The 26034-nt window shown below is 36.4% G+C and carries 27 protein-coding genes and 1 pseudogene; 13 read left to right on the top strand and 15 right to left on the bottom strand.

Going from position 1 to position 26034, the window contains the following annotated elements; all coding sequences use genetic code 11:
- The first annotated feature begins 27 nt into the window (after positions 1-27).
- The 4 genes from HNR69_RS07495 (at position 28) to HNR69_RS07480 (ending at position 3459) form a co-directional block, all read left to right on the top strand.
- Positions 28-453: a hypothetical protein gene (locus HNR69_RS07495; protein ID WP_075294298.1), complete on the top strand. Its 426-nt coding sequence runs from the start codon at positions 28-30 to the stop codon at positions 451-453.
- A gap of 119 nt (positions 454-572) precedes the next feature.
- On the top strand, positions 573-2027 hold the full coding sequence (gene gnd / locus HNR69_RS07490; protein WP_075294297.1) for a decarboxylating NADP(+)-dependent phosphogluconate dehydrogenase: 1455 nt from the start codon (positions 573-575) through the stop codon (positions 2025-2027).
- 168 nt (positions 2028-2195) lie between these two features.
- A complete protein-coding gene (locus HNR69_RS07485) occupies positions 2196-2945 on the top strand; it encodes an MlaA family lipoprotein (RefSeq protein WP_012340915.1) in 750 nt (249 codons plus the stop codon).
- Positions 2946-2964: 19 nt separating this feature from the next.
- Entirely contained in the window at positions 2965-3459 is a 495-nt protein-coding gene (locus HNR69_RS07480; RefSeq protein ID WP_012340916.1) for a YfbU family protein, read from the top strand.
- Positions 3460-3508: 49 nt separating this feature from the next.
- Here HNR69_RS07480 and yggU read toward each other — a convergent pair whose 3' ends face one another.
- The 6 genes from yggU to HNR69_RS07450 all read right to left on the bottom strand — a co-directional run bounded on the left by yggU (position 3509) and on the right by HNR69_RS07450 (position 6995).
- Entirely contained in the window at positions 3509-3808 is a 300-nt protein-coding gene (gene yggU / locus HNR69_RS07475) for a DUF167 family protein YggU (protein ID WP_011609802.1), read from the bottom strand.
- A 25-nt stretch (positions 3809-3833) separates the two neighbouring features.
- The gene (locus tag HNR69_RS07470) at positions 3834-4391 is read right to left on the bottom strand and encodes a YggT family protein (protein ID WP_075294296.1); all 558 of its coding nucleotides are present in this window, start codon (positions 4389-4391) and stop codon (positions 3834-3836) included.
- Positions 4391-5341, bottom strand: coding sequence for a magnesium/cobalt transporter CorA (gene corA, locus HNR69_RS07465; protein WP_011609804.1), 951 nt, complete (start codon positions 5339-5341; stop codon positions 4391-4393). The genes HNR69_RS07470 and corA overlap by 1 nt, the downstream gene beginning before the upstream one ends.
- 94 nt (positions 5342-5435) lie before the next feature.
- The gene (locus HNR69_RS07460; RefSeq protein WP_135026509.1) at positions 5436-5627 is read right to left on the bottom strand and encodes a hypothetical protein; all 192 of its coding nucleotides are present in this window, start codon (positions 5625-5627) and stop codon (positions 5436-5438) included.
- A 47-nt stretch (positions 5628-5674) separates the two neighbouring features.
- The gene (locus HNR69_RS07455) at positions 5675-6013 is read right to left on the bottom strand and encodes a YggL family protein (RefSeq protein ID WP_075294295.1); all 339 of its coding nucleotides are present in this window, start codon (positions 6011-6013) and stop codon (positions 5675-5677) included.
- Positions 6014-6110: 97 nt separating this feature from the next.
- Positions 6111-6995 (bottom strand): LysR family transcriptional regulator, encoded by an 885-nt coding sequence (locus HNR69_RS07450; protein ID WP_075294294.1) that lies wholly within the window; start codon positions 6993-6995, stop codon positions 6111-6113.
- 112 nt (positions 6996-7107) lie between these two features.
- Here HNR69_RS07450 and HNR69_RS07445 point away from each other — a divergent pair, with 112 nt between their 5' ends.
- Positions 7108-8577: an SLC13 family permease gene (locus tag HNR69_RS07445; RefSeq protein ID WP_135026511.1), complete on the top strand. Its 1470-nt coding sequence runs from the start codon at positions 7108-7110 to the stop codon at positions 8575-8577.
- A 17-nt stretch (positions 8578-8594) separates the two neighbouring features.
- Positions 8595-9194, top strand: coding sequence for a histidine phosphatase family protein (locus HNR69_RS07440; RefSeq protein ID WP_041604411.1), 600 nt, complete (start codon positions 8595-8597; stop codon positions 9192-9194).
- A 125-nt stretch (positions 9195-9319) separates the two neighbouring features.
- Here HNR69_RS07440 and HNR69_RS07435 read toward each other — a convergent pair whose 3' ends face one another.
- Both HNR69_RS07435 and trmB read right to left on the bottom strand, forming a co-directional pair.
- The gene (locus HNR69_RS07435) at positions 9320-9769 is read right to left on the bottom strand and encodes a DUF302 domain-containing protein (protein ID WP_075294293.1); all 450 of its coding nucleotides are present in this window, start codon (positions 9767-9769) and stop codon (positions 9320-9322) included.
- A gap of 11 nt (positions 9770-9780) precedes the next feature.
- Positions 9781-10536: a tRNA (guanosine(46)-N7)-methyltransferase TrmB gene (trmB, locus tag HNR69_RS07430; RefSeq protein WP_075294292.1), complete on the bottom strand. Its 756-nt coding sequence runs from the start codon at positions 10534-10536 to the stop codon at positions 9781-9783.
- Between the two features lie 145 nt (positions 10537-10681).
- Here trmB and mutY point away from each other — a divergent pair, with 145 nt between their 5' ends.
- From mutY to HNR69_RS07410, 4 genes are all read left to right on the top strand, one after another.
- Positions 10682-11794, top strand: coding sequence for an A/G-specific adenine glycosylase (gene mutY / locus HNR69_RS07425; RefSeq protein WP_075294291.1), 1113 nt, complete (start codon positions 10682-10684; stop codon positions 11792-11794).
- A gap of 2 nt (positions 11795-11796) precedes the next feature.
- Positions 11797-12072 (top strand): oxidative damage protection protein, encoded by a 276-nt coding sequence (locus HNR69_RS07420; protein WP_011609813.1) that lies wholly within the window; start codon positions 11797-11799, stop codon positions 12070-12072.
- A 6-nt stretch (positions 12073-12078) separates the two neighbouring features.
- Positions 12079-13170: a membrane-bound lytic murein transglycosylase MltC gene (mltC, locus tag HNR69_RS07415; RefSeq protein ID WP_075294290.1), complete on the top strand. Its 1092-nt coding sequence runs from the start codon at positions 12079-12081 to the stop codon at positions 13168-13170.
- Between the two features lie 94 nt (positions 13171-13264).
- Positions 13265-14923: a phospho-sugar mutase gene (locus tag HNR69_RS07410; RefSeq protein WP_075294289.1), complete on the top strand. Its 1659-nt coding sequence runs from the start codon at positions 13265-13267 to the stop codon at positions 14921-14923.
- A 128-nt stretch (positions 14924-15051) separates the two neighbouring features.
- On the opposite strand, the gene ilvC is transcribed toward HNR69_RS07410, so the two are convergent.
- On the bottom strand, positions 15052-16533 hold the full coding sequence (ilvC, locus tag HNR69_RS07405; protein WP_075294288.1) for a ketol-acid reductoisomerase: 1482 nt from the start codon (positions 16531-16533) through the stop codon (positions 15052-15054).
- A gap of 261 nt (positions 16534-16794) precedes the next feature.
- Here ilvC and torC point away from each other — a divergent pair, with 261 nt between their 5' ends.
- Genes torC through torD form a run of 3 tightly spaced genes read left to right on the top strand, consistent with a single transcriptional unit; the run spans position 16795 to position 21037 of the window.
- Positions 16795-17964 carry a pentaheme c-type cytochrome TorC gene (torC, locus tag HNR69_RS07400; RefSeq protein WP_075294287.1) on the top strand — a complete coding sequence of 390 codons (1170 nt, stop codon included), beginning with the start codon at positions 16795-16797 and terminating at the stop codon, positions 17962-17964.
- Positions 17965-17978: 14 nt separating this feature from the next.
- Positions 17979-20447, top strand: a complete 2469-nt coding sequence (gene torA, locus HNR69_RS07395) for a trimethylamine-N-oxide reductase TorA (protein WP_075294286.1) — start codon at positions 17979-17981, stop codon at positions 20445-20447.
- Positions 20444-21037 carry a molecular chaperone TorD gene (gene torD, locus HNR69_RS07390; protein ID WP_012340930.1) on the top strand — a complete coding sequence of 198 codons (594 nt, stop codon included), beginning with the start codon at positions 20444-20446 and terminating at the stop codon, positions 21035-21037. The genes torA and torD overlap by 4 nt, the downstream gene beginning before the upstream one ends.
- A gap of 83 nt (positions 21038-21120) precedes the next feature.
- On the opposite strand, the gene mnmA is transcribed toward torD, so the two are convergent.
- From mnmA to nqrF, 6 genes and pseudogenes are all read right to left on the bottom strand, one after another.
- A complete protein-coding gene (mnmA, locus tag HNR69_RS07385; RefSeq protein ID WP_075294285.1) occupies positions 21121-22272 on the bottom strand; it encodes a tRNA 2-thiouridine(34) synthase MnmA in 1152 nt (383 codons plus the stop codon).
- Between the two features lie 34 nt (positions 22273-22306).
- Complete coding sequence (locus tag HNR69_RS07380) at positions 22307-22819, bottom strand: hypothetical protein (protein ID WP_075294284.1); 513 nt, start codon at positions 22817-22819, stop codon at positions 22307-22309.
- A 39-nt stretch (positions 22820-22858) separates the two neighbouring features.
- Positions 22859-23113, bottom strand: coding sequence for a (Na+)-NQR maturation NqrM (gene nqrM / locus HNR69_RS07375; protein WP_012340933.1), 255 nt, complete (start codon positions 23111-23113; stop codon positions 22859-22861).
- A 9-nt stretch (positions 23114-23122) separates the two neighbouring features.
- Positions 23123-24172, bottom strand: a complete 1050-nt coding sequence (locus HNR69_RS07370; protein WP_075294283.1) for an FAD:protein FMN transferase — start codon at positions 24170-24172, stop codon at positions 23123-23125.
- A gap of 30 nt (positions 24173-24202) precedes the next feature.
- A pseudogene (gene msrA, locus HNR69_RS07365) lies at positions 24203-24700 on the bottom strand (peptide-methionine (S)-S-oxide reductase MsrA); the annotation flags it as partial.
- A gap of 104 nt (positions 24701-24804) precedes the next feature.
- The gene (gene nqrF / locus HNR69_RS07360) at positions 24805-26028 is read right to left on the bottom strand and encodes an NADH:ubiquinone reductase (Na(+)-transporting) subunit F (RefSeq protein ID WP_011609832.1); all 1224 of its coding nucleotides are present in this window, start codon (positions 26026-26028) and stop codon (positions 24805-24807) included.
- Positions 26029-26034: the final 6 nt, after the last annotated feature.

The raw sequence follows: 26034 nt of genomic DNA, 5'->3' as shown, positions 1-26034 counted from the left end.
TATATTTAATTACATAGAGAGACTATTATGAAAAAGTTTATTTTTATTATTTCTTCATTTCTTATCGTCGCTTGCAGCAATACAATCTCTTTAACTGAGATTGGTAGTAAGATGCTTAATTCAACTGAAGAGAAAAAGTCCGTTATTTTTAATGTTCCCTCTACTGGAGATTTAGTATCAGACTTAACATATATCGGAATGGTAAAAACTATCGGGAGTAATCAAGTAGATAAACTATCTCAATTAATTAATATAGATAATATTAATATTGGTATTGCAGGTAAGAACTCTATGGTTAATAAAGCCGTTGTCATTGCTGCTTTAAATAAATCTGAAAAGGTAGGTAAAAATACAGAGCTTTATATGATTGGCTCGCTCGATGACAAAGATGAGCTAGAAAAATTGGCTTTGAAAAAACAAATAACCTTACACTACTTTCCTCTAAATAAATAGAAAAGGCAAAATACAAATGAGGAATTGTAATTGCCAATTCTAGTATTTGTTGCAAGTTTGTAATAACACAAACTAAGTATCAGTTAAGTAATTAAATTCCAAAACAACAGGAGCAAACAATGTCACAAAAAGGCGATATCGGCGTGATTGGACTCGCCGTAATGGGTCAAAATTTAATTTTGAATATGAACGACAACGGCTTTAAAGTCGTGGCGTATAACCGTACTACTTCAAAAGTGGATGAGTTTTTAGCAGGTGCGGCGAAAGGCACGAACATCATCGGAGCCTATTCATTGGAAGAACTTGCCGGTAAATTGGAAAAGCCACGTAAAGTAATGTTGATGGTACGTGCGGGGGAAGTGGTGGATCAATTTATTGAGGCATTACTACCGCACTTAGAACAAGGCGACATCATTATTGATGGCGGTAACTCAAACTATCCCGATACAAATCGTCGTGTAAAAGCCTTAGCTGAGAAAGGTATTCGCTTTATTGGCTCGGGAGTTTCAGGCGGTGAAGAAGGTGCTCGCCACGGACCATCTATTATGCCAGGTGGCAATGAAGAAGCATGGCAATATGTAAAACCAATTTTACAAGCCATTTCAGCCAAAACCGACAAAGGCGAACCTTGCTGTGATTGGGTAGGTAAAGAAGGTTCAGGACATTTTGTGAAAATGGTGCATAACGGTATCGAATATGGTGATATGCAGTTAATTTGTGAAGCCTATCAGTTCTTAAAAGATGGCTTAGGTTTAAGCTATGATGAAATGCAACAGATCTTTGCTGAGTGGAAGAAAACTGAGCTTGATAGCTATCTAATTGATATTACAACAGATATTCTTGGATATAAAGATGCGGACGGCGAGCCGTTAGTCGAAAAAATTCTTGATACTGCAGGGCAAAAAGGAACAGGTAAATGGACAGGGATCAACGCCTTAGATTTCGGAATTCCATTAACTTTAATTACAGAATCGGTATTTGCTCGCTGCGTATCCTCTTTCAAAGATCAACGTGTGGCGGTATCTAAACTCTTCAACAAGACTATCGGCAAAGTGGAAGGCGATAAAAACGTTTGGATTGAAGCTGTGCGTAAAGCATTATTGGCATCAAAAATCATTTCTTATGCTCAAGGCTTTATGCTCATTCGTGAAGCCTCTGAAAACTTCGGTTGGAATATCAATTACGGAGCGACCGCACTTTTATGGCGTGAAGGTTGTATTATCCGTAGCCGTTTCTTAGGTAATATTCGTGATGCTTATGAAGCCAATCCGGATCTGATTTTCTTAGGGTCAGATCCATACTTTAAAGGCATTTTAGAAAATGCGTTAAGTGATTGGCGTAAAGTGGTAGCAAAATCTATTGAGGTGGGTATCCCAATGCCTTGTATGGCAAGTGCGGTTACTTTCTTAGATGGTTATACTTCTGAGCGTGTGCCAGCAAACTTGTTACAAGCACAACGTGATTACTTTGGTGCTCACACCTACGAACGCACTGACAAACCTCGTGGCGAGTTTTTCCACACTAACTGGACAGGACGAGGTGGCAATACTGCATCAACGACTTATGATGTATAATTCAATCTCAACACAAAAAAGCGGTGAACTGATCACCGCTTTTTATGTTTTTAAATTAAAGAAATAGTCAATTTATACAAGTTATTCATTAATTGCATGATTTACTTTGTAGTTAAGGGGTAAGTTGTTTACAATGCACAAAGATTTTTTATTCATCAGGATTAAAAAATGAAAACTGTCAAAAAAAGCAAATTAATTATCACCGCACTGAGTGCAATGTTATTACTTTCGGCTTGTGCCACTATAGATGAGCAAACCGGAGAACGTAAAGATCCCTTAGAAGGATTTAACCGTGTGATGTGGGATTTTAACTATAACGTTGCTGATCCTTATGTGCTAAAACCGATTGCAAAGGGTTGGAAAGAATATGTTCCACAACCAATCAGAAAGGGATTGACTAATGTAGCGAACAATCTTGATGAACCTGCCAGCATGGTTAATCGTTTGTTGCAAGGTGAGTTTAAAAAGGCAATGGTGCATTTTCATCGCTTTTGGATTAATTCAATCTTTGGATTAGGTGGACTCATCGACTGGGCAAGTTATAGTGAACCTCTGCAAATTGAAAATAAACACCGTTTCGGTGATACGCTAGGTACTTATGGCATGGAAACGGGGTCTTATGTAATGTTACCGCTTTACGGACCGGCAACACCTCGTCAAGATCTCGGCAATCTTGTTGATGTAACTTATCCGATGTTATCCTTATTAGGTCCTTGGGGACTGCTCAAATCGAGTATACAACGCCTTGATTCTCGAGCTAATCTGCTTGGCAAAGAAACATTATTGGAACAATCAAAAGATCCTTATGTTACATTCCGTGAAGCTTATTTACAGAATGTAGATCATCATACTCATGATGGACAAATAAAGAGAACGCAAGAAGAATTTTCTAAAGAAGACTTAAAAGACATCGACTAAACTCAAGAAGGAATTTATTATGGAAATGACCTCAACTCAACGCTTAATCTTAGCCAATCAATATAGATTAATGGGTTTATTGGATCCGACCAATACACAAAAATACCAACGTTTAGAAGCTATTGTGAAAGGCGGTTTCGGCTTAGAACTGAAAGAATTGGATAAAGAGTTTTCCGATCTTTCGGAAGCGGAATGTCTCACTGTATTAAATACTTTGGAGATGTATAACGCATTACAAATTTCTTACAATAATTTGCCGGATAAGTCCGCTTTGACACCGCATCGCTTACAATTTGCGGGCTATTGTGCAGTGCGGGAGAAAAAATATCTTAATTACTTACGCTTTATCACCTCAGTCGAAGGGAAATATCAAGAGTTTATGCGTTGTGAACATGGTTGCGACTCCCAAACTCCAATGTGGGATAAGTACCTCAAAATGCTTGACGCCTGGCGTGCCTGTCCCCATGAATATCATTTAAGCATGGCAGAAATTCAAAAAATCTTAAATGCTTAATTGAGTCAACGTTGGTAAAAAAACCGCACTTTATAAAGAGTGCGGTTTTTTATGTAGTTTCTATCAGTAAATTTGCTACAACCGGTGGAATACTTTTGGGGTGAGGAATAAGAATTTGCTTATGCCGACTCAGTTCACCTTTTTCCAAAATAATCTGACTTTTTGCCACTTTGAAAGTTTTACTTAAAAATTTCAACAAGTGAGCATTTGCCTGTCCGTCAATGGGTGGGGCAGTAATACTGATTTTCAGTGCGTTATCATATAGTCCGATAAGGTGATCTTTGCTTGCTTTAGGTTGCAAAAAGATCCTCAAACGTAAATTATCTCCAATTTTTTCCACAGCAGGCATACATTTCTACCAATATTGACACGATTTAAGCCAACGCCCAATAATTTCCTAATAAATCATACATTACACGATTGCCATAAAATAAAATAAAGGCAAGTAACATGGGGGAAAAATCAATCATCCCTGTTCTAGGTAGTAGGCGACGAACAGGTTTGAGCAAGGGTTCTCCCAATTGATGTAATAAATAACTTAAAGCTCCACGATTAAACCAACTTAAAATCGCTCCTAAAAATAAAATATATAAAAACAATTCACCAAAAGTTCTTAAGGTGTGTAATAACGCAATAATTACGCTTTGTCCAATGGGAAAACGTGCACCCACTATCGCAAAAATCATATGATATTTTAATACGCCTAATACAAAGACAACAAAGAGCGGTGCAAAATTAATATTTTTTATTGTCGGCAAAACTTTTTGCAAAGGCAAAATAATTGGATTAGTGAATTTCACCAAAGATTGTGAAAAAGAACTATAAAAATCAACACGGCAATACTGAAACCACATACGTAACATAAAAAGAAAACTTAATACGTCAAAAATAGTATTCAATAAAAACTGAATTGAATTTAATTGATAAATCATTATAACCATCCTTTACGTTTAAAATACCAATAAGGTGCAAATGCTGCTAATGCCATCAGACCCAATGCCAGCGGATAGCCGAACTTAAAGCCTAATTCCGGCATATTACTAAAGTTCATTCCATAATTTGATGCTACTAACGTTGGCGGTAAAAAAATTACCGATACAACGGAGAAGATTTTAATAATACGGTTTTGTTCAATATTGATAAAGCCCATAGCAGCTTGCATCAAAAAGTTTACTTTTTGAAATAATGACTCATTATGCGGTTGTAGGGACTCAATATCACGCAAAATTTCTCGAGCTTGTTCTAACTGATTGGTAGGTAAACGTGTTTTACGCACTAAAAAACTCAATGCACGTTGAGTATCCATTAAACACAATCGTACTTTAGAACTGGTATCTTCTTGTTCAGTGATAGTTGCTAACGCCTGATCAAAAGCCTCACCTTGTTTACCTTCTAAAATAATACGACTCAATTTTTCCAAATCAGCGTACACATTTTCAATTACGTCAGCTAATTGTTCAATTTTAGTTTCAAATAAGTCTAATAACACCTCATAGGCATTACATTCAACTAAACGTTGATTGCGTGAACGCATACGGTATAGACGAAATGCCGGCAATTCACGATCTCTTAAAGTAAATAATCGCCCGTCACGAATGGTAAAGGCAACGCTGGCTAAATCGGCATAATCATTTTCATCTTCGCAATAAAAGAAAGAGTGTAAATGTAAGCCATCTTCATCTTCGAAAAAACGTGCAGACGCTTCAATATCCTCTAACTCTAAAAAAGTGGCTAAATTTTGCCCAAGTCCTTCCTGTAACAAATCACGCTCTTCTTTACTCGGCTCAAGTAAATCCAACCAAACCGCATTATTCAACTCTGTATCAGCACTTTCATCAATACGAACCAAACGGGCATCTTCGAGTGAAAAAGCATTAATCATTTTGTCATGCTCCTCTAAAGGGATTATGAACAACGCAATGAACAAAATAAAATCAAATAAGACACGTATAAAGTGCGGTGAAAATTATATTTGATTAAAAGATACCTGAAAAATAGGTAATGGAACTTACCTGCGTAATCCCGCCGATAAGTGCTAGAAAGACAAGACGAGATTTAGAAAAAAGATAATAGGTATCGACTATGACTGTCCAAAGTGTATGTCCTCTCGTTACTAAATCGTGCGGAATGTTACGCTTGAAATAGCTGTTCGTCAAGGATTTTTGCAAGAAAAATCCCACTAAAAGCGGGATCTTATAAACAACTTTCGATTTGACTACTTTGTAGGGTAATCCCACCAAATATCGAATAATTCACTGATTTCAATTTGTTGTAAACCGTTTTTCTCCAACCAGTTTTTCACCAAAGTGCGATGACTTTCATCACATTTTCCCAATTTTTCCAAACAAACTAAACCTTCCCAATGAAGATAACCGCTACCTTCGTAAGCAAGTCCGTTTTCTTGAATAACTTCACGAATAAAACGATCAACGACTCCATCTACTTGCTCAATAGGGGTGTTTTCTGCAAATTGCCAATTCACTAAAAAGCCAAGCTCTTGGAATTCTGCTAAGTGCATTTTTTTACGTTGTCTTTGATTACGTTTAATCGCCATACTTTTCTCCTATTGTTACTATTCTTGTCAGGCTGGGCAATCATAGCATATTTATCGCCTGTCCTTAATAAAAAAACAAAATCCGAGCTTATATTAATTATTTGTTGTGAAGTAATGAAAAAAATCTTTGTATCGCAGGGGAAATAAATTTGTCTTTATAAAAAATATAATTAATCCCTCTTTCAAAAGTTAAGTTTTTTAATGGAATTTCAACTAACAGTTGACTATTCAATTCATGCGTTACAGCCAGTCTTGAAATAAAGGAAACCCCTAGATTATTGATTACACAATGTTTAATTCCTTCTAAGCTGTTAAATTCCATTATTTTTAGTTGTGTAATTTGTTCATGGTTAAAATGTTGAAAAATAAATTTTCTTGTTTCAGAAAGATTAGGTTTCATGATGAGTTGTTGCTGGCTAAGTGCGGTGAAATCACATGCTGTTTTTTTTGCTAAAGGATTTTTAGGTGAAGCAATTAAAATGAGTTCGTCAGATAAAAATCTGTGAGTTTGATAGGTTTGCGGATCAAAATAAATTTGATCCGACATAATCAAAAAATCAATTTGGTGATTTTCTAATTTATGAATGAGTTGGGGGGAAGGTAAAATATCAATACTTAGCTTAACGTTAGGTGATATTTTTTTATATTCGGCAATTATTTTCGGGAGCAAATAAACACCCACAAAATGGCTGGCACCAATAGTAATTTTTCCGTAGTTGGGATCATCGTATTGATGGAGATGTTCTATTGAAGTTTCCAATGTAGAAAGTGTTTGCTTTGCATAATTTTGGAAAATCTTGCCTTGTTCGGTTAAATAAAGTCGATTATTAATTCGCTCAAATAAAACTGTATTTAATGACTCTTCAAGTTTTTTAATCTTAATACTTACTGACGGTTGCGTGCAAAAGAGTTTATTCGCAGTTTCTGTTACATTTAAACATTCAGAAAGTACTATAAAAGCTTTAAGTTGACTTAAATTCATATCAATTCCATAAAAATAATTTATAGCTTGTATAGAATAATACAATTTTTTTATGTTTAATCAACTCTCTATAATCAGATTATTCTATAGACAATATATGGAGTAACTCACCATGAATGACACAGTAATTCAAAATCAAGAACACCAATCTGCCCGAAAAGAATGGCTGAAAAAAATCGGTATCCCGTTAGCTTTAATCGTATTACTTGTATTGATGTTCATGCCAACACCTGATGGTTTAACGGTACAAGGGCAAAAAGCGATTGCAATTTTCTGTAGTGCTTTAATCCTTTGGGTATGTGGTTCAATTCCTATTTATTTAACATCTTTGTTAGTCATTATTTTATTGCCATTAACTCAGACCGTTGCAAAAGATAAAGTTGTTTTCGCTACTCTTGGATATGATGTAATTTGGTTAATGGTATCTGCTTTTGTGCTGACTTCAGCAATGATTAAATCAAATATTGCTCGACGTTTTGCTTTATGGATGATCACTCATTTTGGACAAACACCACGCAAGGCTATGTTTGTTTTGATATTAATTAATTTTATACTAGTTTTCTTCGTACCTTCTACAACTGCTAGGGCTTCATTAATGGTGCCTATTTGTTTAATTTTACTGGAAATTTATCGTGCGGTACCGGGTGAAAGCAATTTTGGTAAATTAATGATGTTACAAGGTGTGCAAGCTGATGCAATTGCAACATCCGGTGTAATGACAGGAACTGCCGGTAATATTATTGCGGTTGGATTTATTAATAATCAAGCTGGCGGAGATATTGGTTATCTTGATTGGCTTTTGGCATCTTTCCCCATAGCTTTTGTTACCATGATAATTTCTTTCTTAATTGGTTTTAAACTGTTCTCAATGAAGAAAGAAACTCATTTTTTTGAAGCTTTATCTCGTCTTCAAGCAGAATATAAAAAATTAGGTTCTTTAACTTTAGATGAAAAGAAAGCTATGGCAATCTTTTTGCTTACGGTTCTACTTTGGGCAACGGAAAGTTATCAAAAAGCATGGTTCGGCTTCAAAATTAGTGTTTATATGACCGCTGTGATAGCAGCAGTTCTCTGCTTAATGCCAAGAATTGGATTACTCACTTGGTCCGAAGCCAAAATTAAATGGGATTTAATGTTGTTTGCTGCCGGTGCTTATGCTGCAGGTAATACCTTAGAATCGACTAAAGGTGCTCAATGGATTATGGATAAAGTCGTTCATGGATTAGGTTTAGAAACAATGAGCCATACGGCTGTTTATGTGGTAGTAATCTTCGTATGTATGTATAGCCACTTGATTTTTACCAGTAAAACGGTCAAAACGACAATTCTTATTCCATCTATTATTGCCTTGGCACAATCTTTAGGGATGAATCCTGTAACCTTAGCTTTAGCTGCGTCATTTACACTGACATATACTATAACGTTGCCTCCACATTCCAAAGTAAACACAATTTATTTTGCCACTGGTTATTTTAGTGTGTTGGATCAAATGAAATACGGTTTGGTTACTTGCTTTATCGGTGCCTCGATCATTTGTTTATCAATTTTTACTTGGTTCCAATTACTTGGATATACCTTATAAAAAAACGGAGAGGAATCATGCGATTAATTTTATTACGTCACGGCGAAACGCTATGGAATCAAGAACATCGCCTACAGGGACACCAAAACTCGCCGTTATCTGAAAAAGGTATTCAGCAAGCGAAAGCAATTAAGCCTTTGATTGAGCAATTCTCACCTAAATATGTGATCAGTTCAGATTTGGGGAGAGCACTACAAACAGCGGAAATTATTGGTTATAAAAATCCAATTAAAGACAGTGAGCTTAGAGAGTTGGCAATGGGAGAATGGGAAGGTTGTAGAAAAACGGAAATAATAGCTCAACATCCGGCTTTATATCAGGATTGGCGTAATGGCGATTACACACCGAATGGGGCTGAGAGTTGGCAAGCATTTTGTCAACGTATTTCACAAGCACTACTAAAATGGGCAAATAAATACGATGACGATATTCTAGCTATTGTTCATAGCGGTGTAATTCGAGCAGCTTGTGAATCTTTAGTATCGCTATCTACTAAGCATCTTTTGCCTGTAACTCAAGGAACATTGACGATTTTTGATATCAGTCCTAATCTACCTATAAAACTGGAGGCTTACAATTTGGGGAGTTTTATTCCCGCCAGCAATGTAGCGGACTAAGAAGAAATTTTAGTAAAAATAACCGCACTTTATAGACTCTGTTTAGGATTTAAAGTGCGGTTTATTCTGTTGGATTTATTTTATCCTTTGCATTTTATATTTTTCTAAGTTGCTTGAAAACGAATTTATTTAGAAACAGTTGCTTTAATTAGTTTTTCCGCTTTAGCTAAACTATTTTCCACCGCTGAATAAGGGGTCTTAGAGTGGCTAACTACTTGTTCGGCAGTATTTAATAACACTTTCACTTCGCCTTTTTCTGCTTCGGTCACTAACACCTTTAATGGTAATTGTAATGCAAGACTGGGATCTTTAACCATCAATGGTGTGCCTGCTTTTGGGGCACCGTAAATAATTACCGTTGCAGGTTGCATTGTTAGCCCCGATTCTTTAGCCGCTTTTTGATGATCGATTTTTGCAAAAATGGTCATTCCTTTTTCTGTGAGTGTATCTGTAAGTACAGTTATTGTTTGGTCAAAACTGTATTTACTTTCAAAAGATTGTGGTTGAAGTACATCGCTATGTGCCATTGCGACTTGGCTTGCGAAAAGTATTGAAAAAAGAGCTATTTTCTTCATAAATTACCTCGTTATGTTATGTTTTTAATAAAAAATAAATCCCAAACCCCATGACCCAAATTATGACCACGTTGTTCAAATTTGGTTAAAGGACGAAAATCCGGACGTGGAATATAGTCATTCGTTGCAGAAGTATTGCGTAAACCGACCGCACTTGTTAACACTTCCAACATATATTCCGCATAATTTTCCCAGTCCGTTGCCATATGAACAAAGCCGTTTGGTACCAGTTTTTGTTGAATTTTTTCAACAAAGTGCGGTTGTACAATTCGGCGTTTATGATGTTTTGTTTTATGCCAAGGATCGGGGAAAAATAGTTGTAATCCGGCTAAACTATTGTCTGCAATACAGTCTTGTAAGATCTCGGTTGCATCATGGCAAATAACACGTAGATTTTTTACCTGCTTTTCAACTGCATAAGCGATGCAAGCACCTACTCCCGGCGTATGTACTTCAATGCCAAGATAATTTTTATCGGGATTTTGTAGTGCCATTTCTACTAAAGATTTCCCCATACCAAAGCCAATCTCCAAAATCACAGGGTTGGTGTTGCCATAAATCTGTGTGAAATCAAAAGCAGTTGTTTGATACTCAAGTCCTAATGTTGCCCAATTATTATTCATCATGTTACGCTGAAATTCGCTTAAACGTCCTGTGCGTAATACAAAGCTGCGAACTTTGCGTTTATAACGTCCATCTTCAGTAAATTCAGCTATTTCAACGGTCTTTCTTTTTTGATCGGCAAACGTAATCTTTTGTTCTGTCATTTCATTTGACTACTTGTTAATTTTGGGGGCAAATTATAAGGGGTTTAATAGAAAATATAAAGTGCGGTTAAATTTATCAATTAAGATAAAGCCGCACTTTTTATTTGATTATGTTACACTTCTTTTTATTTTGATTACCTAAATTATGCAGGCTCAATCCTCTATTAACAATCCTTTTGCTTATACAGTACTTAAATGGTATCGGCAATTCGGGCGTAAAAACTTACCTTGGCAGCAAAATAAAACTCTATATGGTGTTTGGTTATCCGAGGTGATGTTGCAACAAACTCAAGTAGCGACAGTTATTCCTTACTTTGAACGTTTTATTAAAGTTTTTCCAAATATTACCGCACTTGCCAATGCACCTTTAGATGAAGTGCTACACTTATGGACAGGACTGGGTTATTATGCAAGAGCTCGCAATTTGCATAGGGCTGCACAAACCATAAGAGATCAGTATCAAGGTGAATTTCCAACGGATTTTCAGCACGTGTGGGCTTTACCCGGTATTGGACGTAGTACAGCTGGGGCGGTTTTATCTTCAGTACTTAATCAGCCTTATCCTATTTTGGACGGTAATGTAAAGCGAGTGCTGACTCGTTATTTTCAGGTGCAAGGTTGGACTGGTGATAAAAAAGTAGAGGAGAAGCTTTGGCAATTGAGTGCGGAGGTTACCCCTACAGAGCAGGTCGCAGATTTTAATCAAGCTATGATGGACTTAGGTGCGATGGTTTGTACTCGTACAAAACCTAAGTGCTTGTTGTGTCCATTAGCCATAAAGTGCGGTGCTAATTTAAACAATAATTGGGTAGATTTTCCGTCTAAAAAGCCGAAGAAATCGTTACCTGAGAGAAAAAGTTATTTTCTGATTTTGGAGAATCAAGGTAAGGTTGCTTTAGAACAACGCCCTATTTCAGGACTTTGGGGCGGATTATATTGTTTTCCGCAGTTTGATACCCTGACTGAATTATTGGCTCATCTTTCTCAGCAAGGTATTCAACAATATCAACAATGGACGGCATTTCGTCATACATTCAGCCATTTTCATTTAGATATTTATCCAATTTATGCACAAATACAAACTCAGGAAGTAGAATTTGATCGCACAGATTGGAAAAAAATTGCAGAAAATAACGTAGAATATGGTTCTCCTATATCAAGTGCGGTCAAATATTGGTATGATCCTACCAATCCAAGCCAAATTGGTTTGGCTGTGCCGGTTAAAAATTTATTGATCGAATTTCAAAAAAGGAAATAATTATGGCAAGAAATGTGTTTTGCACTTACTTAAATCAAGAGGCTGAAGGATTGGATTTTCAGCTATATCCCGGCGAGTTAGGTAAACGGATTTTTGACAATATCAGTAAACAGGCATGGGCGGAATGGATGAAAAAACAAACCATGTTAGTTAATGAGAAAAAATTAAATATGATGAATTCCGAACATCGCCAGTTATTAGAACAAGAAATGACAAATTTTCTTTTTGAAGGGAAAGATGTTCATATTGAGGGCTATGTGCCTCCGACAGAAAAATAATTTAACATGAAAAAATATATTGTATTTGCGATTATTCCTTTTCTTTTTGCTTGTAGTAGTTCTACGCTAAATGATGACTATGATGAAGCTTTTGCAAAAGATACTCAAGGACTTGATATTTTAACCGGACAATTTTCTCATAATATCGATCAAATTTGGGGAGTAAATGAACTCCTCGTGGCAAGCAGAAAAGACTATGTAAAATACACAGATAATTTTTACACTCGCAGTCATATCAGCTTTGATGAAGGTTCTATTATGATTGAAACATTGGGTGATAAAAGTCGTTTATATCATTCGATTATTCATACTTTATTAATGGGTGCGGATGCAAAAGGAATCGATTTATTTACCTCTGGCGATGTGCCTATCAGTTCTCGTCCATTCCTCGTCGGATTAGTTGTTGATCATAAAGGTGCACAAGTTAAAAATATTGCGACGGCAAGTAATTTTGCAAATTATCTTTTACAAAATAAGTTGCAAACACGTTACCTCACTAATGGGAATCCTGTACAGTATGTTATTATTCCAATGGTTGCAAACCATGTTGCAGTGCGTGCCCAACGCTATTTACCTCTAATTCGAAAAGCCGCCGGACGTTATGGGATAGATGAAAGTTTAATTCTTGGTATTATGCAAACGGAATCAAGTTTCAATCCTTATGCAATTAGTTATGCTAACGCAATAGGTTTAATGCAAGTTGTACCTCATACTGCAGGGCGAGATGTATTCCATTTAAAAGGGTTAAACGGGCAACCGTCAAAAAAATATCTCTTTAATCCCGCTAAAAATATTGATACAGGTGTTGCCTATTTGACTTTATTACGGGATAAATATTTAGATGGTATAACAAATCCAACTTCAAAACGTTTTGCAATGATTTCCGCTTACAATAGCGGTGCCGGAGCAGTACTACGAGTGTTTCATAATGATCGAGATATAGCAATTAACAAAATTAATCGCTTATATCCGGAGCAAGTATATCGTATTCTTACTACTATGCACCCCTCTGAGCAAGCAAGAAATTATTTACTCAAAGTAGATAAAGCACAAAAAAGTTATAGGGTGATTAAGAATAGCAAATCTGATTTGCCTTAATAAACCATAACAAAAGAATAATTAAGTTACGCATGCTTAAAAGCTAAGATATACTTAACTGACTTTTCATTAAACTTATTCATGGAGAACTGTTATGACTGCCCTTTTTACCACTGCTCAAAACTGGCTCGCTCAAGACCCTGATGCGGAAACTCGTGCAGAATTACAAACATTACTCAACCAAGCCAAAGCAGGCGATATGAATGCACAGAAAGAGTTACATAACCGTTTTAACGGTCGGTTGCAATTCGGTACCGCTGGTTTACGCGGTCGCTTACAAGCTGGTTCTATGGGTATGAACCGTGTACTCGTGGCTCAAGCAGCGGGCGGTTTGGCGGAATACCTAAAAGGCTATGATAGTGAACCCTCTATCGTATTAGGTTATGACGGTCGTAAAAACTCTGATGTGTTCGTACGAGATACCGCTGAAATTATGGCTGGTGCGGGCATCAAAACCTTCCTTTTGCCACGAAAATTGCCAACACCTGTACTGGCTTACGCTATCAAATACCTCAACACTACGGCGGGCGTGATGGTCACTGCAAGCCACAACCCTCCTGAAGATAACGGCTATAAAGTTTATTTAGGTAAAGCGAACGGCGGGGGACAAATCGTCTCCCCAGCCGATGTTGACATCGCTAAACTGATTGACAAAGTGGCTAACGGCGATATTCGTGACTTACCACGTAGCCAACACTACACAGTGTTAGACGATGAGATCGTAGAGGCATATATCGCAAAAACTGCCTCTATTGCCAAAGAGCCACAAGCAAATATTAACTACGTTTACACCGCAATGCACGGAGTAGGCTATGAAGTGTTGAGTAAAACCTTAGCGAAAGCAGGCTTACCACAACCATATTTGGTCGAAGAGCAAATTCAACCTGATGGATCATTCCCAACGGTCAATTTCCCAAATCCAGAAGAGAAAGGTGCGTTAGATTTAGCAATTAAACTGGCAAAAGCAAAAAATGCCGAGTTCATCATTGCCAACGACCCTGACGCAGACCGTCTTGCAGTTGCGGTACCTGATTCGGAAGGCAACTGGAAACCTTTGCACGGTAACGTGATTGGTTGTTTCTTAGGTTGGTATCTAGCAAAACAATACCACGCACAGGGCAAACAGGGCAAATTAGCTTGCTCACTGGTTTCTAGTCCTGCTCTGGCGGAAATTGCGAAAAAATACGGTTTCCAATCCGAAGAAACTTTAACTGGTTTCAAATATATCGGCAAAGTGAACGACTTATTGTTCGGCTTTGAAGAAGCATTGGGCTACTTAGTCGATCCAAACAAAGTACGTGATAAAGACGGGATTTCAGCAGCTATTGCCTTCTTAGATTTAGTCCGTAGCCTGAAAAAAGAGGGTAAAACACTAACAGATTACGCTAATGACTTTACTGCGGAATTCGGTGCATATGTAAGCGGACAAATCTCTATTCGTGTGAACGAATTATCGGATATCGGCAAAATGATGACCGCACTTCGTAAAGAACCACTAACAGAATTAGGCGGTTTCAAAGTTACACAATTTATTGATCACAGTAAAACTGATCGTGCTAGCGATATTCTCGTGTTTGTGCTTGAAAATGGTAGTCGCCTTATTGTTCGTCCATCCGGCACCGAGCCGAAAGTGAAGTTCTACTTAGATGTGTGCGGTACAGATCCGAAAAATGCAGACGAAGTATTAGCGGAGTTTGATGAGAACGTACGCCAAATCCTCCGACAAGAGAAGTACGGAAAACAGGATTGCTAATTTAGCATAAACACAAAAGCACGTTTTATACCTACCTGTTATTTTATCGACTCCATATAAAAATCACCGCACTTTTATCTCAATAACGAAACAAAAGTGCGGTAGTTTTACAGCAAAATCAGTTAAAATTATCCCTGTGAAGAAATACGTTTCATGTCTGTCATATAACCACGCAATTCCTGACCGATTAATTCAATCGGATGCTGACGAATTGCATCATTTACATCACGTAACAAAATATTATCGATTTCCGTTGCTGGTGTTGACTCACCTAAATCACCACGTTTTAACGTTGGAATAATTTCTTTAGCTAAAATTGGAGCCGCTACGTTAGCAAATAAATAATTACCATACTCAGCAGTATCAGAGATGACTACATTCATTTCATATAAACGCTTACGAGCAATTGTATTGGCAATTAATGGTAACTCGTGTAGTGATTCATAATAGGCAGACTCTTCATAAATTCCCGTTTCTACCATTGTATCAAAAGCCAATTCAACGCCAGCTTTAACCATTGCTACCATTAATACGCCATGATCGAAATATTCTTGTTCGGAAATTTTAATATTTTCTCCTTTCGGTGCATTTTCAAATGCTGTTTTACCGGTTTGTTCACGCCATTTCAATAAATTAGCATCACCGTTTGCCCAGTCTTCCATCATGACACGGGAAAATTCACCGCTGATAATATCATCCATATGTTTTTTAAATAGAAAATCCAATTTTTCTTTAATTTGCTCGGAAAGGGAAAATGCACGTAACTTAGCACTATTAGATAACCGATCCATCATTAAGGTAATACCGCCTTGTTTTAAGGCTTCAGTAATTGTTTCCCAACCATATTGAATTAATTTACCCGCATATGCCGGATCTTTACCATCAGCGATTAACTTGTCATAACATACTAAAGAACCAGCCTGTAACATACCGCATAAAATTGTTTGCTCTCCCATTAAATCGGATTTTACTTCCGCAACAAAAGAAGATTCCAAAACACCAGCACGATGTCCACCAGTCGCCGCAGCCCATGCTTTAGCAATGGCTAACCCTTCACCTTTCGGATCGTTTTCAGGATGAACAGCAATTAACGTCGGCACACCGAATCCACGTTTAAATTCTTCCCGCACTTCCGTCCCAGGACACTTAGGAGCGACCATTACCACAGTGATGTCCTGACGAATTTTTTCTCCCACTTCAACAATATTTAAACCATGCGAATATCCCAAAGCTGCTCCTTGTTTAATTAACGGCATAACATCAGCAACGACTTTAGAGTGTTGTTTATCTGGTGTTAAATTAATCACCAAATCCGCCGTAGGAATTAATTGCTGATAAGTTCCTACAACAAATCCGTTTTCACTTGCTCGCTGAAAAGAAGCACGTTTTTCCTCAATAGTTTCCGGACGAAGAGCATAAGCAATATCCAAACCGGAATCTCGCATATTTAAACCTTGATTTAATCCTTGAGCACCACATCCGATAATGACAATTTTTTTACCTTTTAAGAAATTAACCCCATCGGCAAATTCCTCACGATCCATAAAGCGACAACGACCTAACTGGTCAAGTTGTTGACGCAAATTTAATGTATTGAAATAATTACCCATTTCCAATCTCCTTATGTAATATTCCGCTGGTTATAACCAAATTAAAATTTACGGTAAAAGCATTATACATAAATTTGCTATTGCGTAAATTGACTTTATTGAAAACTTTTATTTCGTTTTCTCAAATAGATCTGTTTTTGTTTGTAATTTATTTTTTTAATTTAAAGTAGTATGAAAAAACAGTATAATTAAGTGGTTAGTTAGTTAATTTTTTTCTTAACTTCTTAATTTTAAGAATAATTTCTTTTTTTTGGGGGAATAATGAGAATATTTAAATCAATAAAACAATTCTTTGTTAAGCCATCTGCAAAAATAGGGTTAGGTATCCTTTTGGTCGGCGGTGCCTTTGCAGGAATTGTAGGTTGGATTATCTTTAATGCCGTTCTTGACCATACCAGTCAAGAAGAATTTTGTATAAGTTGCCATTCTATGCAATATCCATTAGAAGAACTCAAACAAACCGCTCATTGGTCCAATGATAAAGGGGTTTCCGCAAGTTGCCCTGATTGTCATTTACCTCACAATACGGTGGATAAATATATTCGTAAGATTCAAGCAACAAAGGAAATTTTTGCCGAATTAAGCGGTAAAATTTCTTCGAAAACAGACTTTGAAAAACACCGTCTAGAAATGGCAGAAAGGGAATGGGCGAGAATGTCCGCTAACGGTTCGGCGGAATGTAAAGCTTGTCACAGCTATGATCGAATGGATTTTGATAAAATGTCGGAGATTGCACGCAATGCCATGATACCTGCAGCTGAAAAAGATCAAAGCTGTATTGATTGCCATAAAGGAATTGCACATCATCTTCCTGAAATGTCACATTCATCATCAAAAGGCAATGGTTTACCATCAAGCTCTTTACAAGCAAATAAAATCTATTATACGGAAAATAATGTCGCTCTTTTTGCAGATGAAACAATGGGGCAAGAAATCGGGCAGTTAGAAACTGGCGTACCAGTACATTTTGTGAAAACAACACCAAACGCGGATTTGGTTGAACTGGAAATGTGGCGAAAAGACAAAGGCTTTGGACGAATTTGGTATAACCAATTCGGAAAAAATATTACCGATGCCATACTAACTAAAGAATTTATGTCGGCGGAGCCTAAATATGATGTATTGGAAAGTGTTGAAGATCCTATTACCGGTCTAACTTGGCAAAAAGTAAAACTTTCTGTATGGATTGGTAAAAATCAACTTATTGAAAATATTGATAATTTATGGGCTGAAGCGGAAAAAATTTATAAAACGCAATGTAGTACTTGTCATAGACAACCTGATGTAAAACATTTTGATTCAAATACTTGGATTGGACTGTTTAATGGTATGGTCGGTTTTACTAATATTGATAAACCAACAGGAAAACGTGTTTTACGCTATTTACAAATGCATTCATCCGATTTTCAACCACACGATAATAATCATTAATGAGGAATAAAACTATGCAACAATCACGTCGTCAATTTTTGAAAAATATGTCTGTTATGGCTGCGACTTTTGCAATGCCTAACTTCCTCGTTGCTAAAAGTGCGGTGGAAAATAAACAAGATTTATCACAATGGAAAATTACCGGCTCCCATTGGGGTGCAATTCGTGCCAAAGTCGTTAATGGTCGAGTAAGTGAAATTAAACCTTTTGAGTATGATGAATACCCAACCGAGATGATAAAAGGAATCAAAGGGTTAATTTATAGCGAATCTCGCATTCGCTATCCAATGATACGATTAGATTGGCTTAAAAATAGACACAACAGCAATACAGAGCAACGAGGAGATAATCGCTTTGTACGTGTGACGTGGGACGAAGCCCTTGACTTATTCTATGAAGAGTTAGAACGAATTCAACAAAATTACGGACCTTGGGCTTTGCATACGGGTAACGTAGGTTGGCGTTCAACAGGACAATTCCACAGCTGTGGTAACCATATGATCCGAGCAATCGGCATGCACGGACACAGTGTCAGTACTGCCGGAGATTACTCTACCGGTGCCGGACAAATTATCATGCCTTATGTGTTAGGCTCAACAGAGGTTTATTCTCAAGGAACATCATGGGAGATTTTACTTAAAGAGAGTCAAAACATCATTTTTTGGGCAAGCGATCCGGTAAAAAATTTACAGGTCGGTTGGAACTGTGAAACCCATGAAGCCTATAAATATTTAGCCCAACTCAAACAAAAAGTAGCAGATAATTCAATTAATGTAATTTGTGTTGATCCTGTGAAAAGTAAAACTCAAAATTATTTGGGTTGCCAACAACAATATATCAATCCGCAAACTGATGTTCCTTTTATGCTCGCCATAGCCTATGTGCTTTATACGGAAAATCTTTACGATAAAAAATTCCTTAAAATGTACACGATAGGATTTGAAAAATTTGTACCTTACTTAACGGGTGAAGAGGAAGACAAAACAGCAAAAACTCCTGAATGGGCAGAGAAAATCTGTGGTATTTCTGCAAGTAAAATTCGTGAGTTTGCACATATGCTTGCCGGAAAACGGACACAGTTAATTTTTGGTTGGGCTATTCAACGTCAACAACACGGTGAACAACCTTACTGGATGGGTGCCGTCTTAGCGGCTATGCTCGGACAAATCGGTCTACCGGGAGGTGGTATCAGTTATGCCCATCATTATAGTTCCATCGGTATACCGGAATCCGGAGCAGCCATGCCTGGTGCTTTTCCATTGAATGTGGATGAAGGACAAAAACCGAAATACGAAAGCACCGATTATAACGGTTATAGTGCGGTCATTCCTGTAGCAAGATTATCCGATTCCTTGTTAAATCCGGATAAGACAATTCATTTTAACGGACAAAAAGTGGTTTATGCTCCCTATAAAATGGCAATCTTCACCGGATGTAACCAATGGCATCGTCATTCTGAACGCAATAAAATGAAACAAGCCTTCCAAAAGCTGGAAACCATAGTATCAATTAATTACAGCTGGACAGCTACTTGTCGTTTTTCCGATATTGTGTTACCCGCCTGTACGCCTTTTGAACGTAATGACATTGATGCTTACGGTTCATATAGCAACCGAGGCGTTATTGCTATGCAAAAATTAATCGATCCGCTTTACGATTCCCGTTCAGATTTTGAAATTTTCAAAGAACTTTGTCGCAGATTTGGTAAAGAGAAAGAATATTGTCGTAACATGGACGAGATGGAATGGGTAGAAAAACTTTACGAAGACTGCCGTAAAGAAAATGAAGGCAAATTTGCTATGCCAACCTTTGAAAAATTTTGGAAAACAGGATTTGTACTTTTCCCGGAAGGTAAACCTTGGGTAAGACATGCTGATTTCCGAGAAGATCCTGAACTTCATGCACTTGGTACTCCTTCTGGTTTTATTGAAATTTATAGCAATAAAATCGCTTCTTATGGCTATGATGATTGCAAAGGTCATCCAATGTGGTTTGAAAAAACGGAACGTTCTCATGGCGGACCAAAATCAGATAAATTTAAATTCTGGTTGCAATCAGTTCACCCTGATCAACGTTTACATTCACAACTTTGTGAATCAAAAGAATTACGTGAAACTTATACTATTCAGGGTAGAGAACCTTTATTTATCAATCCAAATGATGCAAAAGAACTAGGCATTGCTCATGGAGATCTTGTGCGAGTTTATAATGATCGAGGTCAAGCTATTGTAGGTGCACACCTTTCAGAGGACTATCCAAGCGGTGTAGTGCGGTTACAAGAAGGTGCATGGTATTCACCGTTAGATGAAAAAATCGGCTCTATTGATACTTATGGCGATCCGAATACTATGACTCTTGACATAGGTTCTTCTAGCTTAGCTCAAGCTGTTTCTGCCAATACATGCCTTGTTAATATTGAAAAATATAAAGGCATTGCTCCTGAACCTAATGGTTTCAAAGGTCCAATAGAAATTGCATTATGATAACGTTGAATACCGAAGAAAAAATCTTTATTTATTCATGGCTTAAAAATATATTAAGCCATGAATTAACTGAACAGCAGCTACAACAATATCAACAAGGGGTTTTTACTCCCTTGTTTGATTTTTTGTCAGAACAAGATTTGGCGAAGCAAATAAATACTGTTCGAAACTCACTCATGCAATTATCTAATTTGCCTTTAGCTCATTTAGAATTAGCTGCGGATTTTGCCCAACTTTTCTTGTTGAATGGAGAAAATAGTGCTTTGCCTTACGCCTCCGCTTACTTATCGGAAAAAGAACTAAATCAACATATTGCATTTATTGACCATTTACTATTTAAATACCAGCTAAAGTTTGATCACAATCTACGTGAACCCAGCGATCATCTCGCTGTTTATTTAGAATTACTGATAACCCTTGAAAAGAGCGGTCAAAAAGAGAAAAGTTTTAACTTTATTCAACATTATTTATTAGCTTGGCTTATTCCTTTTAATAAAAAAGTACAAAAAATTAAAACAGAAACCTCGTTCTACCAAGCCATAACAGAAATATTAATCACGCTGTTAAATAAAAATGTAAAACTCTCATAGCATTTAACAAAATCATCAACAAATTAGTTAGTGATTTTTATGCCGGATATAAAAAAGCTAATCTTAAAAGATTAGCTTTTACTTTATTTAATTTGCCTTTCAATCACACCGCCACCGAGACATACCTCACCTTGATAAAAAACAGCTGATTGTCCCGGCGTAACAGCAATTTGTGGCTCATCAAACCGCACTTCAATACAATCATCATTTATAGGAATAACTTCACAATCAACATCTTTTTGACGATAACGTGTTTTGACTGTACAACGTAAATTTTGACGAATTGGCAAACGATCAATCCAATATAGCTGAGTAGCCATTAAACCTTGTGATAACAGGGCAGAATTATCATTTCCTTGTGCAACTACTAGTACATTGTTAATTAAATCTTTTTCTACCACATAAAACGGATCTTCACTTAACCCTTTTACTCCTCCAATACCTAATCCTTTACGTTGACCTAAGGTGTAATACATTAAGCCATCATGTTTGCCGATGACTTTACCGTCAACCATACGAATTTCACCCAGTTGTGCAGGTAAAAATCTTGCCAAAAATTCTTTAAATTTACGTTCTCCAATAAAACAAATCCCCGTAGAATCTTTCTTTTTTGCCGTAATCAAACCGAGATCTTCTGCTATAGCCCTAACAATCGGTTTTTCAATTTCACCTACGGGAAATAGACTTTGAGCCACTTGATCTTTGCTCAAGGTATAAAGGAAATAACTTTGATCTTTATTACTATCCAGACCACGTAATAATTTTGTTTGTCCATTTACATCGGATCGACGAACATAATGTCCTGTTGCAATGTAATCAGCACCTAAATCTTCTACCGCATATTCCAAGAAAGCCTTAAATTTAATTTCTTTATTGCATAAAATATCAGGATTTGGTGTTCTTCCGGCTTTATATTCAGCTAAAAAATGCTCAAATACATTATCCCAATATTCAGCAGCAAAATTAATTTTATGTAGCTTTATTCCTAATTTATCACACACTGCCTGTGCATCAGCTAAATCGTTAGCGGCAGTACAATAATCCGTATCATCATCTTCTTCCCAATTCTTCATAAACAATCCTTCAACTTGATAACCTTGCTGTTGAAGAATAAAAGCGGACACAGAGGAATCAACACCACCAGACATACCGCAAATCACTTTCTTTTTACTATTTTTAGCAATTTCAAGTGCGGTAAGTTTTGGTAGTTTTTTTTCATAAACAATGGATTTCATATTTTTATTTATTTTTAATAATCAAGTTAATTTTTTATTGAAGGTAATTTTTAGATAAAAACATAAATACGCTTTCATATTGCGAGGTGTTTACATCAAACATCTGTAAAAATCTGTCAGCCGCTTTTCTATCTGCAATTTCTTTTTGAACAAATCGTTCAAAATCTTTCTTCAAACTGTGGGAAAAAGATTTTCTCATATTAATAAATTTGACTAATAATGTATGAGAATAATAACCTTGCTGAAAAATATCCTTTAAAATATTGTCCTGCTCGATCATTAATTTGTTAATATTATCAAATTGTTCTTCAATAATTTTCTTATCTTCTGTGGAACTAATTTTCTCTGAAATTTTCCATTTCTCAGCCAAAATTTCATCTAACTTAATAAAATTATACTTTATTTTTTCAGCATCCTTCACTGGTGCAATAAGTGCATAACTTGAACCATCAATCTTTATTTCCTTTGGGTTAGTCTTCTTTTCTACAGCGAAAGCAATAGAAAAAATTTGAGAAATTACAAGTATCAAAAAAAGTAATTTTTTCACAAAAGCTTCTCCAGATAAAAAATATCAAGAATATTAACGTTATTTCAACTCATAAAACTGCGGTTGTTTTTTCGCAAATTTTTCTTCATATTCAGTTTTTGCATCTTCATCACCAGCAGCAAGTTTAGCCTGCAAGTTATCACATGGAGTATCACAATCACAGACTTTTTTCATCCCTAAAGCAGATATACCACCACAACTTCCAGCAATGGACTTACGCTTTATGATATAACCAAGAGACATACCTAAAATAACTAAAACAAAAATAGCAAAAGTGACTAAAAATAATTTCATAGAAACTCCTTATTTTTTCTGAGTTGATAATATTTCAGCAAATTTAGAGGACATTTTATTTTCAAACCCTTGTGGAGTTTTGACCGTTAAATAAATAGGTAAATCATTTTGCTCAGCAATTTCCAGTGCTTTTTCCGCACCTAAAACAAATAAACCTGTGGATAAGCCGTCTGCAGTCATAGCACTTTTAGATAAGACTGTAATTGAGGCTAAATTATGCTGAACGGGCTGGCAAGTTGTAGGATCTATTTCATGGGAAAAACGTTTTCCATCTTGCTCAAAATAATTGCGATAATCCCCGGAAGTTGCCATAGCCAAATCTTGTAAACCGACAACTTGTGATACAGATCGAGTTCCATCAAAGGTTGGCTTTTCAATAGCTATTTGCCAAGCTTTATTTTCAGCATTATGACCATTTGCTCGAATCTCACCGCCAATTTCCACTAAGTAGTCAGTAATACCTTGCTCAGCAATATAATCAGCAACTTTATCGACACCAAAACCTTTAGCAATAGAAGATAAATCAATATAAATCTGCGGCACAGATTTGGTCAAAAAGAATTTATTGTCTTTTTGTGTTAGTCTAACTTTCTCAATACCTACCCAGGCTTTTCGTTCAGCTATTTGCTCCGGTGTGGGTGCTTTTTCTACCCGTTTTTCCGGTCCAAACCCCCATAAGTTCACAATAGGACCAACTGTTACATCTAGAGCACCTTGAGTAATTTGATTTAACTTTATTGCTTCAGCAACTACAAAAGCCAAATCTGCGGAAATTTCAATAGGATTATTTATCTCCTTGTTTTTGTTGAACACACTTAACTCTGAATTAGGAATATAAGTGGACATTTTAGCATTTACATCTTGTAAGATACCTTCAATGCCTTCGTGCATTTTTTGTACTCTTAACTTAGTCTTGCCATTATCAATATATTTGATATGGTAAGTTGTACCCATGGTTCTACCATTTAATGACACTAACTCAGCTTCTTTTTGGCAAGCACTAAGTAAAAATACCAACGCAAATATATTTATTAAATTTAATAATAATTTCTTAGTCATAAAGTGCGGTTTATCCTATTTATAAGTTTTTACTAAAGGTTCATCAGCCTTTTTAATATCAATATGACAATAGCCATTAGGATTTTTTAATAAATAATCCTGATGGTATTCTTCCGCTGGATCAAATCGTTGTAAAGGCAACACCTCAACAACAATTGGTTTACTGTATTTTTTCTGTTCTTGTGTAAGAGCGGTTAAAATAATTTCTCTATCCTGTGGATCGGTATAGTAAATACCTGTTCTATATTGTGTTCCTTTATCATTACCTTGTTGATTTAAACTAGTAGGATCAATTACTCGGAAATAATATTGCAAAATATCCTCTAAACTTAATTTATTTTGCTCATAGATCACTTTAACCGTTTCCGCATGACCAGTATTATTGTATAACACATCTTGGTAACTTGGATTTTCAGTTTTACCATTTGCATAACCTGAAATAGCATCCAACACACCATCAATACGATGAAAATAGCCCTCTACTCCCCAAAAACAACCTCCCGCAAGATAAATAGCTTTGTTGCTCATACGTAATTCCCTTTATGCAAGTATATAATTAGTTTAAATAAAATACAAAGCGGTCAGCTTCAAAAATTTATGAAATCTGACCGCACTTTATTGATCATTTAAGATCAGCCACCAAAATCATCTAATAAGATATTTTCATCTTCAACACCAAGATCTTTTAACATCTTAATTACCGCAGCATTCATCACCGGAGGTCCACACATATAGTATTCACAATCTTCCGGTGCTTCATGATTTTTCAAGTAGTTTTCATAAAGAACATTATGAATAAAGCCTGTGTAACCATCCCAATCATCTTCAGGAAGTGGATCAGAAAGAGCCACATGCCATACAAAGTTATCGTTTTCGGCTTGAAGCATATCAAAATCTTCCACATAGAACATTTCACGTTTAGAACGAGCACCATACCAAAATGACATTTTACGTTTTGATTTTAAACGTTTTAATTGATCAAAAATATGTGATCTCATTGGTGCCATACCCGCACCCCCACCGATAAAGACCATCTCATTATCAGTTTCTTTAGCAAAAAATTCACCAAATGGACCTGAAATAGTAACTTTATCTCCTTCTTTCAAAGACCAAATGTAAGAAGACATTTGACCTGGCGGTACATCAGGATTACGTGGTGGAGGTGTTGCAATACGAACATTTAGCATTATGATACCTTTCTCTTCTGGATATGAAGCCATAGAGTAAGCACGAATAATATGCTCGTCCACTTTTGAAGTATAACGCCATAAATCAAATTTATCCCAATCTTCGTGGTATTCTTTTGGAATATCAAAATCTTTATAGTGAACAGTGTGTGGTTCTGCTTCAATTTGGATGTAACCACCAGCACGGAATGGTACTTCTTCACCTTCAGGTATTTGAAGTTTAAGCTCTTTGATAAAAGTTGCCTTATTGTCATTAGAAATAACAGTACATTCCCATTTTTTCACACCAAAAACTTCTTCTGGTAACTCAATCTTCATACTGTTCTTCACATTTACTTGACAAGAAAGACGATAACCTTCTTTAGCTTCACGCTTTGAAATATGTGAAAGTTCTGTCGGCAGAATATCTCCTCCACCTTCAGTAACTTTCACGATACATTGACCACAAGAACCACCGCCCCCACAAGCAGAGGATACAAAGATACCTTTATTTGCCAATGCACCTAATAATTTACCACCTGCTGGTAAGTTAATAGCTTTACCAGGATCATCATTAATTTCAATAGTAATGTCCCCTGAATTTACCAATTTAGATTTAGCAAACAAAATAAGTACAGCTAAAGCTAAAACGATAACAGTAAACATTGCAATACCAAGAGTAATTTCCATTTAAGT

The sequence above is a fragment of the Histophilus somni genome (genome assembly GCF_014202395.1).
GTDB classification, from domain to species: Bacteria; Pseudomonadota; Gammaproteobacteria; order Enterobacterales; family Pasteurellaceae; genus Histophilus; species Histophilus somni.
This window is presented reverse-complemented; position numbering and strand designations above follow the sequence as displayed.

Excerpts from the sequence above, each read along its gene's own strand:
- HNR69_RS07495 (WP_075294298.1), top strand. The coding sequence starts at position 28 with ATGAAAAAGTTTATTTTTATTATTTCTTCATTTCTTATCGTCGCTTGC.
- gnd (WP_075294297.1), top strand. The coding sequence starts at position 573 with ATGTCACAAAAAGGCGATATCGGCGTGATTGGACTCGCCGTAATGGGT.
- HNR69_RS07485 (WP_012340915.1), top strand. The coding sequence starts at position 2,196 with ATGAAAACTGTCAAAAAAAGCAAATTAATTATCACCGCACTGAGTGCA.
- HNR69_RS07480 (WP_012340916.1), top strand. The coding sequence starts at position 2,965 with ATGGAAATGACCTCAACTCAACGCTTAATCTTAGCCAATCAATATAGA.
- yggU (WP_011609802.1), bottom strand. The coding sequence starts at position 3,808 with ATGCCTGCTGTGGAAAAAATTGGAGATAATTTACGTTTGAGGATCTTT.
- HNR69_RS07470 (WP_075294296.1), bottom strand. The coding sequence starts at position 4,391 with ATGATTTATCAATTAAATTCAATTCAGTTTTTATTGAATACTATTTTT.
- corA (WP_011609804.1), bottom strand. The coding sequence starts at position 5,341 with ATGATTAATGCTTTTTCACTCGAAGATGCCCGTTTGGTTCGTATTGAT.
- HNR69_RS07455 (WP_075294295.1), bottom strand. The coding sequence starts at position 6,013 with ATGGCGATTAAACGTAATCAAAGACAACGTAAAAAAATGCACTTAGCA.
- HNR69_RS07450 (WP_075294294.1), bottom strand. The coding sequence starts at position 6,995 with ATGAATTTAAGTCAACTTAAAGCTTTTATAGTACTTTCTGAATGTTTA.
- HNR69_RS07445 (WP_135026511.1), top strand. The coding sequence starts at position 7,108 with ATGAATGACACAGTAATTCAAAATCAAGAACACCAATCTGCCCGAAAA.
- HNR69_RS07440 (WP_041604411.1), top strand. The coding sequence starts at position 8,595 with ATGCGATTAATTTTATTACGTCACGGCGAAACGCTATGGAATCAAGAA.
- HNR69_RS07435 (WP_075294293.1), bottom strand. The coding sequence starts at position 9,769 with ATGAAGAAAATAGCTCTTTTTTCAATACTTTTCGCAAGCCAAGTCGCA.
- trmB (WP_075294292.1), bottom strand. The coding sequence starts at position 10,536 with ATGACAGAACAAAAGATTACGTTTGCCGATCAAAAAAGAAAGACCGTT.
- mutY (WP_075294291.1), top strand. The coding sequence starts at position 10,682 with ATGCAGGCTCAATCCTCTATTAACAATCCTTTTGCTTATACAGTACTT.
- HNR69_RS07420 (WP_011609813.1), top strand. The coding sequence starts at position 11,797 with ATGGCAAGAAATGTGTTTTGCACTTACTTAAATCAAGAGGCTGAAGGA.
- mltC (WP_075294290.1), top strand. The coding sequence starts at position 12,079 with ATGAAAAAATATATTGTATTTGCGATTATTCCTTTTCTTTTTGCTTGT.
- HNR69_RS07410 (WP_075294289.1), top strand. The coding sequence starts at position 13,265 with ATGACTGCCCTTTTTACCACTGCTCAAAACTGGCTCGCTCAAGACCCT.
- ilvC (WP_075294288.1), bottom strand. The coding sequence starts at position 16,533 with ATGGGTAATTATTTCAATACATTAAATTTGCGTCAACAACTTGACCAG.
- torC (WP_075294287.1), top strand. The coding sequence starts at position 16,795 with ATGAGAATATTTAAATCAATAAAACAATTCTTTGTTAAGCCATCTGCA.
- torA (WP_075294286.1), top strand. The coding sequence starts at position 17,979 with ATGCAACAATCACGTCGTCAATTTTTGAAAAATATGTCTGTTATGGCT.
- torD (WP_012340930.1), top strand. The coding sequence starts at position 20,444 with ATGATAACGTTGAATACCGAAGAAAAAATCTTTATTTATTCATGGCTT.
- mnmA (WP_075294285.1), bottom strand. The coding sequence starts at position 22,272 with ATGAAATCCATTGTTTATGAAAAAAAACTACCAAAACTTACCGCACTT.
- nqrM (WP_012340933.1), bottom strand. The coding sequence starts at position 23,113 with ATGAAATTATTTTTAGTCACTTTTGCTATTTTTGTTTTAGTTATTTTA.
- HNR69_RS07370 (WP_075294283.1), bottom strand. The coding sequence starts at position 24,172 with ATGACTAAGAAATTATTATTAAATTTAATAAATATATTTGCGTTGGTA.
- nqrF (WP_011609832.1), bottom strand. The coding sequence starts at position 26,028 with ATGGAAATTACTCTTGGTATTGCAATGTTTACTGTTATCGTTTTAGCT.